A 17981-nucleotide genomic window follows, 5' to 3' on the forward strand; every position below is an offset into this window, starting at 1 on the left:
GAAATATCGGCCATGAAAGGGTTAATCGGGAGGTCAAATCCAATCGGTGGAAAGTGGACATTTTAAATCGGTGCTGACAACAGTATCTGTGGATGCCTGATGACTATATTCACATTCCCTATCGTGTCACCATCACGATTGATTGCAACAACACCAAGATCCATATCATCATTGAACTGTGTTGTACCCCATATATCCGAATAGACCTTGCGAACAAGCTCTCTGCCCTGATCAAAAATAGTATTTCCCTTTTCACAGATATAAAACGCACACCCTTCCAAAACATCACTTTTCATTTGCATTATATATTACACCCTGTTTAAAGCGGCAATGGGTTAATTGAATAGGGAAACCCTACAAAGAGAGGATATTGGGAGAAGAGTTAGCATTGTAATCGCCGAAGAAATGAAACTTTAATTCCTCTGGCGATTACAAAAACAGAAGAAAAGCAATACGGGAAAACAACCTAATAGCATGAAGATTAAACGATCAGATATCTGCTTCCGAACGCTTAATGGCGCCCATTGTTTCTGCAGAAATACTTTCAAAGCGTCGTTTCAAAGCCTCGAGTTGAATATCAATACTGGCATCCACCACGCCGATCTGACTTTCCAGAATGCAACTGCCTGAATCCAGCCGTGGATCAGACACCGGATTAATGAATCCAACCCCTTTGTAGTCTGCAAGAATCTCGGCAATCCGTTCTTTGACAAACGTATAATGCCCCGGAGGAATGCGAACACTGACCTGCCGCTCATTTCTGACATGCTGGAGTGCACTGCGTATCAACCCAACAGTCAGCTCCCGATCATCAAAACCGTCAATGATCTTCTTAACAGCATTCATCAGAATATCCGCCATTTCACCTTCGACTTCCGCCAGATAGTTGATGCTGCGGCCTACCATCTTAAGCATTTGTTCAGACTGCTCGATCTTGCTTTCCATCATGCCTTCATCAAAACCACGCACCTTTTCTTTTTCAAAGGTTTTTCTGGCCTGCTCAATAATGGAGTCAGCCCTTTCTTTGGCAATATCCAGCATGGATGCCAGTTGGGCGATGGTCTGATATTCCGCAGCCTTCAGTACCTTGGTTCCCTGAGGCAACTGAATCGCATTGTGGTTAATGCCAACGACACGAATAGTCATCCTGAAAACTCTTTCATCAGTTTTTTCAACATGATGCCGCCCTGGCGGATCACCTCATCACTGCTCTGCATGGCAGAGGCCGAATAAAAATATTCCTTACTGGCCACGGGAAACTTGAATAACAAACGACGCTTATAGCATTCAGGCTCCTTTTTCAGCACGGTTCCCAACAGTTTCACGCCAGACCGGAACAGGTGTTTTTTCATTTCTTCCGGGTTATTCCAGTCAATCTGGAAATCACAGGGGAAGTTTTCCGGCAAAGCTCCTGCGATGTAAGGCGCTTTCTTGACCGCAAACATAAAGGCATCCGCACCGATACAGGCCTCTATGGCGCTGCGTTCCTGCCGTTTGACAATACCTCGCAGCATGGCCGAATTTAATGACAACCCGGCATGGTAAACAGTTTGTGCCAGCCTGGGACGTTCCAGTAACGCAATTTGCTTCACGTCACTTTCAAAGTTGAAGTCCACATCATCGGTCAGGTTGAACGTACGCAAAATAAACTTCGACATCCAGGGCTGAGCGACCGGGTTACCTAACAACGCGGCGGCTACATCACCATGGTCAAGCGGTTGCAACCAGCTGGCATCGATATACGCCGCCGGGGCGTAATTGAAATCCAGTAACTGCACCAGCTGCTGCATGCCCATGACAATTTATGGTTCCCGATCCAGCTCAACAGGCGTCATGAAGCCCTCATCGTCTTCATCACTACCCCGACGCTTACGCTGCATTTTTTGCCAGATGATCCAGCCGCAGAAGGCCGAAACACCTACCAGCAAGACCAAGAGACTGCCTAACAACAGGTAGAGACGGGACTTGCTTTCCGGACTGACCCGAATGGAAAGGAAAGATGATAATTCCGGACTGACAACCTCCGTCGGTTTTCCCTCAATACGTGAGGACGGGAACAGTGAAACCGTGATTTTATCCAGACTCAGCCCTTCAATACTGTTTGCAACCAGCGTTTTTACCTTGGGCACAAACCCACCCAACTCAAGCTCGGGAGTGTATTTGATAAACACCGAGGCAGACGAGGGGAAAGCATCCTCAGGCATACCAGCGGAATCCTGGGGCAGTACGACATGTACCCGGGCCGTTAGCACACCATCAATCATCGACAACGTGGCGGCCAGTTCCTGTGACATGGCATAGGTATAACGAGCGCGCTCTTCAGTAGGCGACGAGATCAGACCATCTTTGGGGAAAATATCGCTGACAGACGAAAAACGATCCTTCGGGAAACCTTCATTCCGGAGCATTCGGATGGCTCGGGACACCTGATCCTGCCCCACAAAGAGCGTCAGGTTCTTATCCTTATCCAATTCCTTGCGGGCGTTGATACCGCCTTCCAGCAGGATGGCCAGCATGTCATTGCCTTCCCGCTCGGTCAGCCCCGTATACAGTTTCACCTCACATCCCGACAACAGCAGTATAAATGCCAGGCAGGCTAATAATCTGGATTTTTGCACCGCTATGTACCTGTAAAAGCGTCCTTGTTTTTACCGGTCGCCCTGCTGGTTTACTGCTGTTTCATCAGGGTATCGATATTCTGGGTGGCCTTACCCACAATCTTCGCGATCAGGTCTTCCGTCATGGTCAGGTTGGTGATCGCCCGCTGGGAACTGATCATGTCCTTCATGGACATGAACCCTTCCCCGCCCAGCATTTTATTGATGTCACTGTGCCGTGTTTCGATGTTGTCCTTCATGCCCATGAAAGCATTGAGGATCTTGTCGCCGGCATTGGCAGGGGCTTCCTTGAACACCACGGGTTCACCTGCCACATTCGTCTCACTCTCACTCTTGATACCACCTTCATTCATCAATGCATCAAATTGCGCGGTATCGTCAGAATCCGCCTGTTCCTTGAGTTTCTCAAGATCCTGTTCGTCGGACTTCTGTAAGCCTTTCTCGGTAACGCCGCCAACGCCATTAATATTGGTTGTCATAACTACTGCCTCGACTTTTAATGGCTACTGTTATTAAGAAAGTTTAGTCAATAAGACTTACGTCCAGAAAAAATATCCGACTAACTACATGATTCGAAATAAAAAAAACGACGGTAATCGCATTCAGCCCTGAATTCGATCGTGCATCTGAACCAGATGCTGCAAAACGGCTTCTACTTCGGGCCCAGTGACCTGCTCCTGCGCCAGAAAAGCCAGCAGAATCATCTGATTACCATCCTTGATCGCCATCTGGGTGTCATATTTCCGGCTATTTTTGTAATGACAGAGTTGATATGCGCTGGCCGCCTTCTCGGCCGCGTCATACTCCGCGATCTCTCTGGCGAGACACAGATAAAGACCCTGATCGTCGTATTCAATAAAAAACTGTCCGGCAATGTCAAAGGCAAAACAGACGGCATCGCCATTATCAGGCAGCTCCAGATTATCTACATCCATGGTACGAGCAAAATCTACAACTGCGCTGGCAACAATATCCTTCATGACACCTCCTGGTCAGAAATCGAAATCCAGATCATCGTCGTCTTCATCCTCATCATCGAACTCTTCACCCATCTCTTCGGCTTCTTCCTGTTCGATCAGGTCGTCAAGGGCTTCCTGCACCGCTTCCAGCACATTCTCACGGTGGTCACTTTCCTTAAAATATTGATCCGGAATCTTTCGGTAGGCTTCCAGTACCTGGTTAAGCACATAAATGCGAATAGCGAGCAGGTCTTCCGGCACCCCCATTTTTTCAGGAATCACTTCCGTATCAGCCACAGACACCCAGCGCTGATCCAGCAGCTTCAGCACTTCCCGGGCTATTACGCCTTCTTTCAACAGTGGTTTGGGCAGCGCGTCAGATTCCTTCAGGAACTTATCAACAACCTGCTCTTCATCCTGAAACTTGCGGATAAAGGTGTTGAGGCCAAACAGGACTTCCAGCCGTTTTCTGATGTGTATTAACTGTGTGGCATCCATGACGAGTTAACGTAACTCCTTTCGTGGAAATCACTGGAATGGTGTTCCACGTATCAATAACCAGACTTTAACCTTGTCGGGCTGAACGCCCCGAAGGGGCCTTGGGTTTCTCTGGCTGTAGCCGGTTCAGCCGTTCTTCTATCGATGTCAGTACGGTTGCTTGCTGTGGAGTATTAAGCGGTACCTGCTTCATTTTCTCTTGCAACAACAGCAACTCATTCCTGTCAGACATTCGATGAATAAGCGCTAGTGCACCATCGGTATTCCCTGAAAGATACAGCTTTTCAGCGGCCTGAGCGGTCGGCTTACCGGCATCGCTGCTGGATGATGCGGCCCCGGCACCCTCCATCATGGCCATTTCAACTACCAGCCCGGAACGTAGCCAGTCGATACCGGCAAGTACCGTTTCATAAAAACCACCGGACGTTTTCATTTCTTCATGAATGTATGACATGGCTTCTGCCAAGGTCGTGAAATCGACCACACGGCTCATCGAGCCCTGCAACCCATTACGCATTTCAGAGAAGGTAACCGACTGTCCGTTATGATCTATGACGGGCGTATTGGCCAGATTATTGGCCAACGCTTCACTGTCCGACTCCCGGAGGGTTTCGATGATCAATCCCAGGGCTTCGTACTGGTCTTGTCCCGACATGCCCCCAAGTGCCCGCTTGATGGCACTTTCATTAAGCTCACCGTTCTCATGCAGGGTCTGAAGTTGCTTTAGTAACGCCCCCAGCTGTTCGGGATCCAGCTGGGACTGCCCGGTTTCCTGAACCTTCTTGAGTGCTTGCAGCTTCTTGTGCAGCGTTTCCAGAAAATCGTCGCCCGTCTCTTCCGTTTTTTTGGAGGTAGCCATGAGTTTTTTCAGGTTTGCCCCACCTTCCAGGACATCCTGAATATCACTGGCATCGACAAAAAGACTTGGGTTAAAAAGCACTTTGCCGCTGCCCAACTGGGAATGGCTGAAGGGACTGACCGGACGGCCGGCCCCTGCTTTATCAGAACCGTCTAAGCCCGTCGTATTGACCGAACCGCTGTTCAGCGCATCGATAGACATGCCGCGTATCCATTCCGCTATCGGTAATCAGATATTCCCACTGATTTTCGTTTGGGCCTGCAGGAACGAATTCCAGACCTGCATATAGGTATCCCTGGCCTTACTGGTCAGTTCCTTAGCCACTTCCATCTGGTCCTGTTCGGTCTGCTTCGTGAACCGGGCCTGTTCTTCTTCAGCACGTAGCAAAGTAATTTCAGATTCCGTGATACCCGCCTGGTAACGAGCCACAGAGGCGCCGGCTTCGCCCAGACCTTCAAACAACCCGGAAATACCACGATGCCGTGCAGAAATGGCTTCCGCCATGCCATTATTCCCCGCCCGTGACGCATTCATCGCCTGCGTCGCACCACGCATTTGTATCAAGCCGGACGTCACTTTCGCAGAAGCACTCACCATACCGGCAACAAACTGCTGCATGGCGGCTGTACGCTGTTTCTCAGCCTGCATCTTGATCTTTTCAACCACCATTTCCTGCGAGGCGTTTCGACCTTCCCGGTGCACCCTGCGCATGGCAACGCCCATCTCATGGAACAGGGACATAATCTGGAAGAAATCCGTCAGAATTTTGGTTTCATGGAGATCAAACTCCATGGGCTGACCGTTAATTGTGGCCTTGAACGTGTCTTTCGGGCCAAACTGGTATTCGACTTTCTGCCCGTCAATATTCAGCGCCATCTTGCCATTCTTAAAGTCGGCATCAACAGACGTTTTGTTGTCCAGCTTGGCAGATAGCCCACTGTCCGTGGATTTAAGATTAATCTCCTTTGCGCCAGGCGGGGAGAAAGGGCTCAGTTGCTTCATAAGGCGATCCATATGCGTCTTTTTAGACTGATCAAAGGTAAACGCCCCATTTTCCATGCTTTGCTGAATATCTTTCAGCAATTCTGCCGCTTCACCCGCATCAAGCTGACCACTGGCCAGGGCCTGCTGGAATTTACTGATCGCAGCCTTGGTCTGCTCAAACGCTTCCGATTTAGCGGACTTTAGCGTTGTGAGTTCACGTTCCACGTTTCGCAACTGGTTGGCCATGTCCTTCGCCTGCTCCGGCGTGGTATTTTTCAGACGCACTTCTCGGGCCAGCACATTCTGTCGCCTTACCCGACCACCTTTTTGCCCAATCAAAACACCGCCTTCACCATCATCGCCGCCGGCCTCCAGTTCTTCCGCCAGCGCTGCCAAAACGCCTGCCTGCTGTTCAGCATCCAGCTGCAATGCCACGCTGTTAAACACATTCATGGTATTTTGGTAGTTTTTCATGGAAGGCTCAGAGGCGGGACTCTGTAATGCGGGCTTCGGCATACCGGTAGACTGCGACTTCTGTGTCGAAACCGGCTCACCGAACTGGAGATTCCCCCCTTTCAAATTGCCTGCATTCACTGTTTTACTTGACGTGATCGGCTGCCCTTCAGGAGGCAGTTTCTCGGTAGGAACCCCACTGGTTCCAGGTGTAACGCCATCAATACTCATCCATGAACTCCTTCATCTGATCCAATCAGATATGACTGATAATGGAACCCTTGGTATCCAGTGCTGATTTCAGGGTATCTGATGCAATCTGCTGACCCGAAGTCAGTTGCTCATAAATCTCCCTGATATTTTCCATTAATGTTTCCATGAGGAACTGAAGTCGTGCCAGTCGCGCCATATCCTCTTTGGCATCTGCACCGTAATCAGCGGCCTCTTTTTTCACAATGGTTGACTTGATCTCTACGCCCCCCTGGGCCGTCATCGTGGCACCTTGAACAAACTGGGCGCTGTAACGGCCATAGGTTGCGATTTTATACATGGCTCCCATCTTAGCTTCGCGGGTTGCCTCTTGAGCGGCATTTTGGCCGATATTTTTGATCGCGTTATTACTCAAGCTATTTCTGGCTGTATTGGTAATCTGGTTCACCGTGGGTTGCATCTGCTGCTGCGTCATCCCTCTGACAGTCGCTTTGGTGGCAGCTTTAGTGGATTCCCTGATGACAGAATCTGTGACTTTCTTAGCAGCCTGCTCTGCCGCTTTCTGCGTTGACCGGAACAGGATTTCCTTGGCCATCGGCTTCATCCCTTCGGTGATCGCGGCCTCGGCTGTCTCCCGGGCAACCCGCTCCGCAACCCTTTTCGACGCCTCCCGTGCAGCAGCCTTAATCACATCATCCGTAGCGCCTTTAGCAGCCTCTTTCAACGCGGCCTTGGCGGCTTCCTTGGCGGCTGTCTTCGCAGTGGTTTCTGCAGCCGTCCGGGCTGCTTGCGAGGCAACAGTCGTTGCACCGGATCCTGCCGTTGTTGCAAGACCAGCACCCAGTGACAGGATTGCAGCCAGCACGGTCAGAGAAATGCTGACCGCCAATGCCGCCTTTTCATCCTTGATGACCTTCGTTTCACTGATAACCATGGAAGCTGTCATCACAGCTGCCGCTGCAAATAGAAGGGCACCGGCGGCCTGCGCCCCCGGTGTGATAATGGTCGCTGCAGCAATGACATAGGTGACCAGCAAGGCAATAATGCTGAGCGCTTGAATGATAGGACCCATTTTTTTCGCTTCACGCAGTTTTTCCAACTGCTTGAACAACTTGTCCATGCGATTTTCATGAGTCTGCTGCTGCCTGAGTTTATTGGCCTGAATTGCCTCAGAATCAAACTTGATTCGGTTATCCTGCAGCTTGGTCTGCACCTCCATCAGCCATCTGGCGGCATCCTCAACATCACCGGTCAATAGGGCATTGAAGGCTTTGGTGGCTGTGGCCTTAATGTCATCCATCAGCTCTTTAGGCGCACTTTCAATTGCCCCTACATGCGCCATGACATCCAGCGCCGTATCTGACAGCGTCTGAACGCTCTTAGGCTCAATGGACTGGAAATGCGCAATATCATCCTGTGTCAGCTGCCCCATCGCTGGTAAGTCAGCTTTTCCGGGGTTAGCGATCTGCTGTTTGACCGCCTCAGCCAACACGTTCTGTCGGCGAATACGTGATTTGGCATGCTTCTGCCCCGTTACAGCCTCACCCTCTTCAGTGCCTGTCGCGACCTCGCCTTCATCCAGATCATCCTGAAGCCCTGTAAACAGCTCACCGAGTGCTTCGTAAGGATTGATATTTTTCAGGCTGCCATCGACTTCCTGCAAGATCCGAGGTGTTGTATCGGCCGCTGTCAGCCGAGGGGATGGCAGCGCAATCTTTCTCTCCGCCACTTTCCCGTCAACAGAACGGTGCCCCTGATGCGATACCGAGTTGGTATCAGTAAACCCTCGTCCAACCACTTCTTTGGCATTTTCTGTTCCGTCCAGCGGTACATTATTCGCTGACTGCGACGCCGCTGTGGAATCTATCCTGATCCCATCTGCCATGGTGACTACTCTCCATCCTTGAGGCTGTCCAGTATGCCCTGGGCACGCTGCTTCTCATCCCGCCACTGCGCTTGATCCCCAGCCCAGTCCACTGCCGCCTGATACGCCACACAGGCAGCCTCTGAATCACCTGCAGCCAAGTGACAATCACCAATATAGAGCATCGCCTGCGGATCAGAGGTATCTATCGCACAGACGTAACCAAAGACTTCAATGGCCCTGTCGTATTCCTTTTGCATTAACAAACAGGCACCAAGGCCTAGAAAATATTTCTTGCAATAATGGTCATAGAAACAGAGAAACTGGAAAACCTTGATGGCATCGTCATATTTACCACCTTCATAGAGGTTATAGGCAACACTGTATATCGCCTCCATGGAGTCTTCACTCATATCTTTCAGATCTTTGAAAGTCCCCCCCCGACTCAGAAAATCCGACAGCATGCCTTCATAATCACCCGCGCTAAAATCCTGTTGTTCTGTTTCCACGGCCTGTCCTCCATGACAAAAGCATTATCAAATATTTCGAATAAGGTTGTCGGCGGTCCGGTAGTACTTGGCGACAAACTGGGACATCATTTCAAAGGTCTGGTTAAATTTACCGGATGTCGATTGTAGCTTGGTCATATCCAGCTGAGAGGTACTGGTCAAGCTTTCTGTGAAGCCTTTCATATTTTCAATCGCAAGATCCCACTGCGCAGAATTGAGTTTATAGGTTTTATTGGGATCAATCTTGCCGCCGTTTTTCTCCCAGGCAATATCATTGTTCAGGAAAAACTGTTTCACTTCTTCCGGCATCTGCGTTTTAACGCTTTCCTTGGAACCGGACTTCGCTGCACGAGCCTTGGCGAGAATCTGATTGGATTCCTTCAGTTTGTCATTCTTTTTCCGCACTTCCTGCACCTGTTCCCGAAGGGTTTCTTCCAGAATTTCTGCACGTTCACTCATAATGGCGAGCATCAATGCATCAAGACTGGCCACACTCAGGAAATTAACATTTTTGGATGCGCCAGCGGCCTGATTAATCAGCTGAACGGATTTTTTCATCATCTGCTGACCCGTCATGGGACGCTTATTATTAGCCGCCTGCGCCATTTGATCCTGCTGATTCACCTGGGATGCTGATATTGGTTTAGTTCCCACGGACTATTCCTCTTCAGATAACGTCTTAAAAACTATTATTGTCCACTTGATTTATCATTTCGTTACACTGACAGCATTCAGTATAAACTTTTATTATTAAGTGCATCCCAAACCTTCGACCAGTCATCAAGATCAGTCTCTACCATCCCCATCTCTTTGTTTCTTTTAAGAATTTCTTTTCTCGCAAATTGACAGATTTCCCGTTGTCCAAGGAACGTGCCATCTTTATGTATTTGTTTTAATGAGGCAGCAAACCCTGGAGAATTCATACCATGTTTGAATATTTTCTCTTGCAATTCTGTTAACACTGATTTGGGGGAAACCACATCACTTTGCAGTGGTTTCGCCAAACTTCCATGCTGGAAGCCATCCTGTTCCAACGCTCCAGATTGAGATTGCGCAGCCTTGTGTATTTGCATTCGCAGATTAAAATCCGCCCCAGCGTCATCACCATATTCACTGCCATAGTCTGAGTAGTCCTCTTCCTGCCTATGCCCGTCAGGATTGAGTGACGAATCATCAAGATCGCTGACATATCCAGTGTCTTGCTGGGGTTCCATTTCATCTTCCATCCCAGCCAATAGATCACCTAACGCTTGTATTTCATCATCTATCGACTGACTTGCCTGGTGAAATTGCAGCTCGTCCCCACTATCTGGCTTCAGCTCTTCATCAAGCTCTTGTCCATCCGGCCTGTCCGGACTGTTCTGAGGCCGGCCTGTTCCCCTCAGTGAGGGCGGCGGTGGCGCCCCACGCCCATCCCCCTCTTTACCTGGCTCTACGGACGGACCTCGAATCCGTGGACCGAAATCAACATCCTCATTGACTGTATATGGGTGATGCTTCCACTCGGGAAACTCTACATCTTTTCTATCTGGATCCGCATCACTAAGATTGGGCTGATAGGGTTTGTGCTGCCAGTCCCGAATCGGCTGACGGTTTCGCTTCTCACCGTCAGGTCCTTGTCCATCCGGCCTGTCCGGACTGCTCTGAGGCCGGCCTGTTCCCCTCAGTGAGGGCGGCGGTGGCGCCCCACGCCCATCATCCTCTTCAGCTCTCTCAACTGACGGACCTCGACTCCGTGGACCGAAATCAACATCCTCATTGACTGTATATGGGTGATGCTTCCACTCGGGAAACTCTACATCTTTTCTATCTGGATCCGCGTCACTAAGATTGGGCTGATAGGGTTTGTGCTGCCAGTCCCGAATCGGCTGACGGTTTCGCTTCTCACCGTCAGGTCCTTGTCCATCCGGCCTGTCCGGACTGCTCTGAGGCCGGCCTGTTCTCCTCAGTGAGGGCGGCGGTGGCGCCCCACGCCCATCACCCTCTTTACCTGGCTCTACGGACGGACCTCGACTCCGTGGACCGAAATCAACATCCTCATTGACTGTATATGGGTGATGCTTCCACTCGGGAAACTCTACATCTTTTCTATCTGGATCCGCGTCACTAAGATTGGGCTGATAGGGTTTGTGCTGCCAGTCCGGAATTGGGGAGCGCCTCCGTCCCTCATCACTGCCCCCTTGTCCATACGGCTTGCTACTGCCCGGGGGATAATGAGACCGGTCTATCTCTTTTAGCCGCTCTGTTTCCTTTAAATGTTCCTTTGTTGGAGGTTGCGCCCTTGAGTGTGTACTCGCTACGTTTTTATCGTCTGGCTCTGTAGATTGATTTGATTTCTGTGGTTCTGTTTGATCCGTAGATGTATCCGTTTTTTCTTTATCAGGCTGAATAAGAGCCGTATTATCATCAAAAATTAACATTGTCGCGATACCAACAAGTGTAACAATGCATACGGTAGTAATGACTAGACCAACACCTGGAAAAGGGAAAGCAACAATGCCTATTGTGATAATTACCGCAACGCCAGCAATTTTCGCAGCATGTTTCTTAAGAAAGCCGATAAAACTGAAACCTTGATTGATATTTTCACGAGCGGCTTGCTTTTGGTCATCACTCAAGTCACTTTGGTTTACTTTCTCTCCGAGTAAGTCTTGCACAGTGTTCTCATCGAATTTCCCTGTCACATCAATATCTAATTCAGCAGAGCCCAATTCTCTATACGATGACAATTCTGAAGCATCTGAAGTGGCTCTGTCGGATAAACTGGTCTCCCCTAATAGTGGTCCTTCTGCTATATCAGGATTCGATCTACTTGCTGCCAACTGGGACGAAAGCGAGTGAGGAACAGATCCCACTGAACTTTTCCCCCACACACCGGATCCTTTTAAAGGCGTATCGTTACCATCCGGTGGATGAGCTCTAAAACCCGCCCTATTAATACCAAGAGAACCTGAAGAACCTGAAGAACTTGCCATACCATTCTTCCCTGAAGCACGCGCGCTTATTCATCACTAAACACTAAACGCTTATATACAAAAAGCTTAGTTGAACAAGCACACGGCTCCTCAACACCTAAAAAGCGTTGGAGGTATCCTTAAAATAAAAAAAATATTTTCTATTTCTAAGAGTTATGAAAAAAACACAAACAACGCTTTTGTAATAACACTATACTTACAGCCTTAGATTGTTAACTATCAATAAATACCATTGACATTTATTTTCCCGCAGGTTTTTCATAATATTCGAGCACAGCTCGCATTAAATCCTTCGGACTCAGAATACCCACCAAACGCCCTTGATCATCCAAAACCGGTACTCGCACCGCGCGCTGCTTCATGAACCGCTCATAAACATCCAGCACACTATCGTCTTCCCCCGCACTCATGACACTCGCCGTCATATATTCCGAAACCAGCCCGAAATCCTGAGAGTAATAGCTACTGGTCAACGTAGCAGAGAGACAATCCGATTCCGACAAAATACCGACCAATTTATGTTCAGAATCCAGAACCGGAGCCGCTGTAATCTTGTGTTTGAGCAATATTCTGATGGCTTCTACCACTTCCATATTTGGCGCCAGTGATACCACCCGTCGGGTCATACAGTCGGCCACGGTAATTGATCGCATGGTTGCTTCCTCATGTTGGAATACTTTTTTCCCCTTTAGTTTCGTATAGCTGTCCCCTGCGAGATTGGCAAACTCCGCGGCACCAGGGGGCTGGCCTGCATCCCCTTCAGCCCTTATAATTGCCGGCTTTATTGATACTGCGCATTTAAGGTAAGCACATGAGCTTTGAGCAGATTCCTGCGGGTAAAGATATCCCCAACGATTTCAACGTTATCATTGAAATCCCGGCCAACAGTGATCCGGTCAAGTATGAAATTGACAAGGATTCCGACGCGGTGTTTGTTGACCGTTTCATGGCTACCCCCATGTTCTACCCGGCGAACTACGGCTACATCCCCCAGACCCTGGCGGATGATGGCGATCCCATCGACGTGCTGGTTGTGACGCCTTACCCGGTGATCCACGGTTCTGTCATTCGCTGCCGCGCCGTTGGCGTTCTGAACATGACCGACGAAAAAGGCGAAGACGTCAAACTGCTGGCGGTTCCCCACGACAAGCTGACCAGCCTGTACAAGGATGTGAAGGATTACCGTGACCTGCCCGAGCTGCTGGTCCGTCAGATCCAGCACTTCTTTGAAAACTACAAGGATCTGGAAGAAGGCAAGTGGGTTAAAGTGGAATCCTGGGAAGGCCCTGAGGCTGCAAGGGAAGCCATCGTTCAGTCCGTTGAAGCTTACCAGAAAGCCTGATCATCGTATGAGCCGGGCTTTCGCCCGGCTCATTCTCCCAGCGATGCCCCACCATACGCCCCATTGATTAAAGCCACTTATCCCTGCGGGATTGCCATTCTCTCCCATTACGGACGACAATAAACAAACCTGACCTATCAGTTAAATACCAATAAATGTCTGTCCAAACCATGCAAACGCTTTTTCGACCGTTTATTTTTCTGCTCATCCTCATGTCCCAGTCTGTCATGGCAACGGGGCTACAGACGCAGCTCGGACAGGCCTCCGAGAACGAATTTTTGCCGGTAGAAGAAGCATTTCAGCTGAATGGCTACCACACGGACAAGGAGGCGGTTCTCCAGTTCACCGTCACGCCGGGGCATTATCTCTACCGGCATATGTTCCGGTTCCAGGCTGTTGACAGTACTACGAAGCTGGGAACCCCGGTTCTTCCTGAGGGCATTGTCAAATTCGACCCTTACCAGCAGGCCGAGCTGGAAACGTATCCCGAAGACATAGACATTCGGATACCAATAGAAACCAGTGAAACACTACCAGAAATCGCTGTTACCTTTCAGGGCTGCGCTGATGCCGGACTGTGTTATCCGCCACATACAACCAACCTGATTCTGATCAGCGAAAACACGCCAACCGGTGAGACAACTCTCCCTACGACCACAACGCCGCCTGTTATAACAACAGAAACCAGACAGGACACTTTTCTGGCCTCATTATTGAGCGGCAACAGCCTCTGGTCCCTCATTACCCTGTTCTTTCTTGGCGGTCTGGCACTGACGTTCACCCCCTGTGTCTTGCCAATGATCCCCATTCTCTCGACCGTCGTCATTGGGAAAACCAGCAACCGTCTGCGCATTATTCTGTTAACTATCTGCTATGTGCTCAGTATGTCCATCACCTTTGCGCTGGCCGGTATGTTAATGGGTTACTTTGGTGCCAGCCTTAACCTGCAGGCGAAATTGCAATCCCCCTGGATTCTTGTGCCCTTCGCACTGCTGTTTGCACTGCTGGCACTGTCCATGTTTGGCCTGTTTGAACTGCAGCTACCGGAAAAACTGCGGGACAAATTGCTTAAGGCTGACCAGTCCGCTGGCGAGAAACGGGGCGGCACTTACCTCGGCGCGGTATTGATGGGTATTTTTGCCACCTTGCTGGTATCACCATGTGTTTCAGCGCCGCTCGCCGGGGCGCTCATTTACATCAGCAGCACCTCTGACATAACTCTGGGTGGTACTGCGCTGTTCAGTCTGGGTCTTGGCATGGGAACACCGCTGCTACTGCTTGGCATCGGTGGCAGTACACTACTGCCGAAAAGTGGAGCATGGATGAACGGCGTCAAGACCGTTTTTGGCGTTTTGATGCTGGGTGTCGCGGTCTGGCTGCTCGAGCGCGTCATCCCGGCGCCTGTAACTCTGTTGTTATGGGGCAGCCTGCTGATTGGCTCTGCAGTTTACCTTGGCGCCCTGGATTTTAACCAGCGAAAAGGCTGGAACGCCTTCCAACAGGTCCTTGGCATACTGCTGCTGATATACGGCGCCGCACTCTTTATCGGCGGAATAAAGGGCAATACGGATCCACTTCGCCCACTCGCGTCAGAGACGATGACGCCGCCCCCTAGTATGACATCCAACAATCCAGCCCATTCCAGCTTTCAAACTATTAGCACGCTGAGCGAACTGGAAGCGGCGAAAGCACAGGCCATATTGGACAACCGTCTCCTTCTGCTGGATTTTTACGCCGACTGGTGTATTTCCTGCAAAGTGATTGAACGCGAGGTACTGGCCAACCCCGGTATTGCCAAACGACTGCAAGCCTTCAGCACCATCCGGATGGATATCACCCGAAACACACCGGAGCAGACCCAGTTACTGAACCAGTACCAACTGTTTGGGCCACCCGCTTTCCTGTTTTTTGACCGGGATGGCCAGGAAATCATACCTCTGCGTTTACAGGGCGAGGTCACGGTTGAAGAAATGGCTGCACTGCTTGATCAAGCCCTTTCGTCTTCCTGAAGCCCCAACTGACAGAATCTGGAAACTGTCACGAAATCCACTGTAACTTGCGGTTAACTTCCTGTAACACGCGCAAACTGGACACCCTTATTTCCATACGGCAGAATGCTGTAATCAATCGTGATGCCAGCCATTGCTTTCCGTCATTTATTGACTGGCATCATTCATCAATGACAAGCGCAGTGCGATATTACGCCCCTTGAAGCCCATGGCTCAGGCAAGGGCACTCGCATCGCCACACAGGGGCGTCGAATGGCCAGCATACTTGTGCTTAACGGACCCAACCTGAACTTACTGGGAACCCGGGAACCGGATGTCTACGGCGCTGCCACACTCGACGGCATCATTCACACCCTGACGGAACAGGCCGTGGCGGCAGGCCATCACCTGCAGGCTCTGCAGAGTAACGCCGAATACGAACTGATTGATCGCATCCACGATGCCAGCCGTCAGGGAATTGATTACATCCTCTTCAACCCTGCGGCATTTACTCATACCAGCGTGGCACTCCGAGATGCATTATTGGCGGTTAACATCCCGTTTATTGAGATTCATCTGTCCAATATTCATCAACGTGAACCCTTCCGCCACCATTCGTATTTTTCCGACATCGCCGAAGGCGTGATCTGCGGACTCGGGGCGATGGGGTATGAACTGGCCCTTAACGCCGCCATTGACCGACTGAACCGATAATACCGTTGTTAAAGAATACCTGCATTGAATCCCAACCGGATTGAATGCCCTGAACGAGCGAGCAGGCAGACCCGATTCCATCAGCATGATCCCACAGGCAATGGAATTCACCCTGCTCACCGTTTCCCCCATTCGACAGCCAACGACCGAATACAGAGACTGAGCATGGATATCCGAAAAGTAAAAAAACTGATTGAGCTTCTCGAAGAGTCCGGTATTGATGAGCTGGAAATCCAGGAAGGCGAAGAGTCCGTCCGCATCAGCCGTTACTCTCACCGTACCGTGCCCGTACAACAGGCCGTAGTACAGCAGCCGGTTGCGACGCCAGCTCAGCCTGCAGCGACAGAAGCAGCCCCTTCTGCCGCCCCGCAGAGTAGCAGTTCGCAAAAACCCGCCGAAGACCCCATGCGTGGCCACCAGGTACTTTCTCCCATGGTGGGCTCCTTCTACCGGTCACCATCCCCCAGCTCCGCACCGTTCGTGGAACCGGGGCAACACGTCAAAGAAGGTGATGTCCTGTGCATTGTTGAAGCCATGAAGATGATGAACCAGATCAAGGCGGACAAATCCGGCGTGATTGAGGCCATCCTGGTTGAAAACGGGCAACCGGTAGAATACGACCAGCCGTTGTTTACCATCGTCTGACAACGGAGAGCGTATTCATGCTGGAAAAAGTCCTTATCGCCAACCGTGGTGAGATCGCCCTCCGCATCCTGCGTGCCTGCAAGGAGCTGGGCATCAAGACCGTTGCGGCACATTCCAAGGCCGATGCCAACCTCATGCATGTCCGGCTGGCCGATGAAACCGTCTGCATTGGCCCCAATAGCCCGACGGAGAGCTACCTGAACATCCCTGCCATCATCAGTGCAGCGGAAGTCACAGATGCCAACGCCATCCACCCCGGCTACGGCTTTCTCGCAGAAAATGCGGATTTTGCCGAGCAGGTGGAACGCAGCGGCTTCACCTTCATTGGACCAAGCCCGGATGTGATTCGCCTGATGGGTGACAAAGTGTCGGCCATTCGCGCCATGCAGAAAGCAGGCGTTCCAACGGTACCCGGTTCTGATGGCCCACTGACAGACGACCACGCCCGCACCCTCCAGATTGCCCGTAATATCGGCTACCCGGTCATTATCAAAGCCTCCGGCGGCGGCGGTGGCCGAGGTATGCGCGTTGTACACCGTGAGCAGGCGCTGATCAACGCTATTGGTGTAACACAGTCAGAGGCCCAGGCTGCCTTCAATAACGGTACGGTTTACCTGGAAAAATTCCTGGAAAACCCGCGCCATGTCGAGATCCAGGTATTGGCTGATGGCCAAGGCAACGCTATCCACCTGGGTGACCGTGACTGCTCCCTGCAGCGTCGCCATCAGAAAATCATTGAAGAAGCGCCAGCGCCAGGCATACCGGAAGAACAACGCCAGCATATTGCCAACTGCTGCGTGAAGGCCTGTATCGACATTGGTTACAGCGGCGCCGGTACGTTTGAATTCCTTTATGAAAACGGTGAATTTTACTTTATCGAGATGAATACCCGGGTTCAGGTGGAACATCCTGTATCTGAATACATCACAGGTATCGATATTGTGAAAGAGCAGCTGCTGATTGCTGGCGGCGAGCCGCTCTCCATCAAACAGAGCGATATCCGTTTCACCGGTCATTCCTTTGAGTGCCGGATTAACGCTGAAGATCCCAAGACCTTCATGCCATCACCGGGACAAATCAAGCAATTCCACGTTCCGGGTGGTAACGGCGTACGCATGGATTCCCACTTGTACAATGGCTACACTATCCCGCCCTTCTATGATTCGCTGATCGCAAAGCTAATCACTTGGGGACCGGATCGGGATACCGCCATGGCAAGAATGCGTAACGCGCTGGACGAGTTTGTGATCGAAGGCATTCGCACCAACATCCCTCTCCATCATGAACTGATGCGTGACAACGCATTCCAGAAAGGCGGCGTTAGCATCCATTATCTGGAAAAGAAACTCGCGGAATAACCGTA

The 17981-nt window shown here is 50.7% G+C and carries 19 protein-coding genes; 5 read left to right on the forward strand and 14 right to left on the reverse strand.

The window, feature by feature from the left end:
- Positions 1-62 precede the first annotated feature (62 nt).
- The 14 genes from ABD892_RS03950 to ABD892_RS04015 form a co-directional block, all read right to left on the reverse strand.
- On the reverse strand, positions 63-302 hold the full coding sequence (locus ABD892_RS03950) for a hypothetical protein (RefSeq protein WP_345194051.1): 240 nt from the start codon (positions 300-302) through the stop codon (positions 63-65).
- 187 nt (positions 303-489) lie between these two features.
- Entirely contained in the window at positions 490-1146 is a 657-nt protein-coding gene (locus tag ABD892_RS03955; protein ID WP_345194052.1) for an HrpE/YscL family type III secretion apparatus protein, read from the reverse strand.
- Positions 1143-1796 carry a SctK family type III secretion system sorting platform protein gene (locus ABD892_RS03960; protein WP_345194054.1) on the reverse strand — a complete coding sequence of 218 codons (654 nt, stop codon included), beginning with the start codon at positions 1794-1796 and terminating at the stop codon, positions 1143-1145. Before ABD892_RS03960 ends, ABD892_RS03955 begins: the two co-directional genes overlap by 4 nt.
- 6 nt (positions 1797-1802) lie before the next feature.
- The gene (sctJ, locus tag ABD892_RS03965) at positions 1803-2618 is read right to left on the reverse strand and encodes a type III secretion system inner membrane ring lipoprotein SctJ (protein WP_345194055.1); all 816 of its coding nucleotides are present in this window, start codon (positions 2616-2618) and stop codon (positions 1803-1805) included.
- 50 nt (positions 2619-2668) lie between these two features.
- On the reverse strand, positions 2669-3097 hold the full coding sequence (gene sctI / locus ABD892_RS03970) for a type III secretion system inner rod subunit SctI (RefSeq protein ID WP_345194056.1): 429 nt from the start codon (positions 3095-3097) through the stop codon (positions 2669-2671).
- Between the two features lie 123 nt (positions 3098-3220).
- Positions 3221-3598: a type III secretion system chaperone family protein gene (locus tag ABD892_RS03975; protein ID WP_345194058.1), complete on the reverse strand. Its 378-nt coding sequence runs from the start codon at positions 3596-3598 to the stop codon at positions 3221-3223.
- A 12-nt stretch (positions 3599-3610) separates the two neighbouring features.
- Positions 3611-4075 carry a TyeA family type III secretion system gatekeeper subunit gene (locus ABD892_RS03980; protein WP_345194059.1) on the reverse strand — a complete coding sequence of 155 codons (465 nt, stop codon included), beginning with the start codon at positions 4073-4075 and terminating at the stop codon, positions 3611-3613.
- A gap of 67 nt (positions 4076-4142) precedes the next feature.
- A complete protein-coding gene (locus tag ABD892_RS03985) occupies positions 4143-5135 on the reverse strand; it encodes a hypothetical protein (protein ID WP_345194060.1) in 993 nt (330 codons plus the stop codon).
- A 27-nt stretch (positions 5136-5162) separates the two neighbouring features.
- The gene (locus ABD892_RS03990) at positions 5163-6602 is read right to left on the reverse strand and encodes a hypothetical protein (RefSeq protein WP_345194061.1); all 1440 of its coding nucleotides are present in this window, start codon (positions 6600-6602) and stop codon (positions 5163-5165) included.
- 25 nt (positions 6603-6627) lie between these two features.
- The gene (gene sctE, locus ABD892_RS03995) at positions 6628-8466 is read right to left on the reverse strand and encodes a type III secretion system translocon subunit SseC family protein (RefSeq protein WP_345194062.1); all 1839 of its coding nucleotides are present in this window, start codon (positions 8464-8466) and stop codon (positions 6628-6630) included.
- A 5-nt stretch (positions 8467-8471) separates the two neighbouring features.
- Positions 8472-8954, reverse strand: a complete 483-nt coding sequence (locus ABD892_RS04000) for a SycD/LcrH family type III secretion system chaperone (protein ID WP_345194064.1) — start codon at positions 8952-8954, stop codon at positions 8472-8474.
- A 27-nt stretch (positions 8955-8981) separates the two neighbouring features.
- Positions 8982-9608: a hypothetical protein gene (locus ABD892_RS04005; protein WP_345194065.1), complete on the reverse strand. Its 627-nt coding sequence runs from the start codon at positions 9606-9608 to the stop codon at positions 8982-8984.
- Positions 9609-9685: 77 nt separating this feature from the next.
- Positions 9686-11929, reverse strand: a complete 2244-nt coding sequence (locus tag ABD892_RS04010) for a hypothetical protein (RefSeq protein ID WP_345194066.1) — start codon at positions 11927-11929, stop codon at positions 9686-9688.
- A 239-nt stretch (positions 11930-12168) separates the two neighbouring features.
- Positions 12169-12582 (reverse strand): CBS domain-containing protein, encoded by a 414-nt coding sequence (locus ABD892_RS04015; RefSeq protein ID WP_345194067.1) that lies wholly within the window; start codon positions 12580-12582, stop codon positions 12169-12171.
- A 158-nt stretch (positions 12583-12740) separates the two neighbouring features.
- Here ABD892_RS04015 and ppa point away from each other — a divergent pair, with 158 nt between their 5' ends.
- From ppa to accC, 5 genes are all read left to right on the forward strand, one after another.
- Positions 12741-13271, forward strand: a complete 531-nt coding sequence (gene ppa, locus ABD892_RS04020; RefSeq protein ID WP_345194068.1) for an inorganic diphosphatase — start codon at positions 12741-12743, stop codon at positions 13269-13271.
- 170 nt (positions 13272-13441) lie between these two features.
- Entirely contained in the window at positions 13442-15280 is a 1839-nt protein-coding gene (gene dsbD, locus ABD892_RS04025) for a protein-disulfide reductase DsbD (RefSeq protein ID WP_345194069.1), read from the forward strand.
- A gap of 252 nt (positions 15281-15532) precedes the next feature.
- A complete protein-coding gene (gene aroQ, locus ABD892_RS04030; RefSeq protein WP_345194070.1) occupies positions 15533-15973 on the forward strand; it encodes a type II 3-dehydroquinate dehydratase in 441 nt (146 codons plus the stop codon).
- Positions 15974-16138: 165 nt separating this feature from the next.
- Positions 16139-16618 (forward strand): acetyl-CoA carboxylase biotin carboxyl carrier protein, encoded by a 480-nt coding sequence (gene accB / locus ABD892_RS04035; RefSeq protein WP_345194071.1) that lies wholly within the window; start codon positions 16139-16141, stop codon positions 16616-16618.
- 17 nt (positions 16619-16635) lie between these two features.
- Positions 16636-17976, forward strand: coding sequence for an acetyl-CoA carboxylase biotin carboxylase subunit (gene accC / locus ABD892_RS04040; RefSeq protein WP_345194072.1), 1341 nt, complete (start codon positions 16636-16638; stop codon positions 17974-17976).
- The last annotated feature ends 5 nt before the right edge of the window (positions 17977-17981 follow it).

This window comes from Kistimonas scapharcae, assembly GCF_039540975.1.
Lineage (GTDB): Bacteria > Pseudomonadota > Gammaproteobacteria > Pseudomonadales > Endozoicomonadaceae > Kistimonas > Kistimonas scapharcae.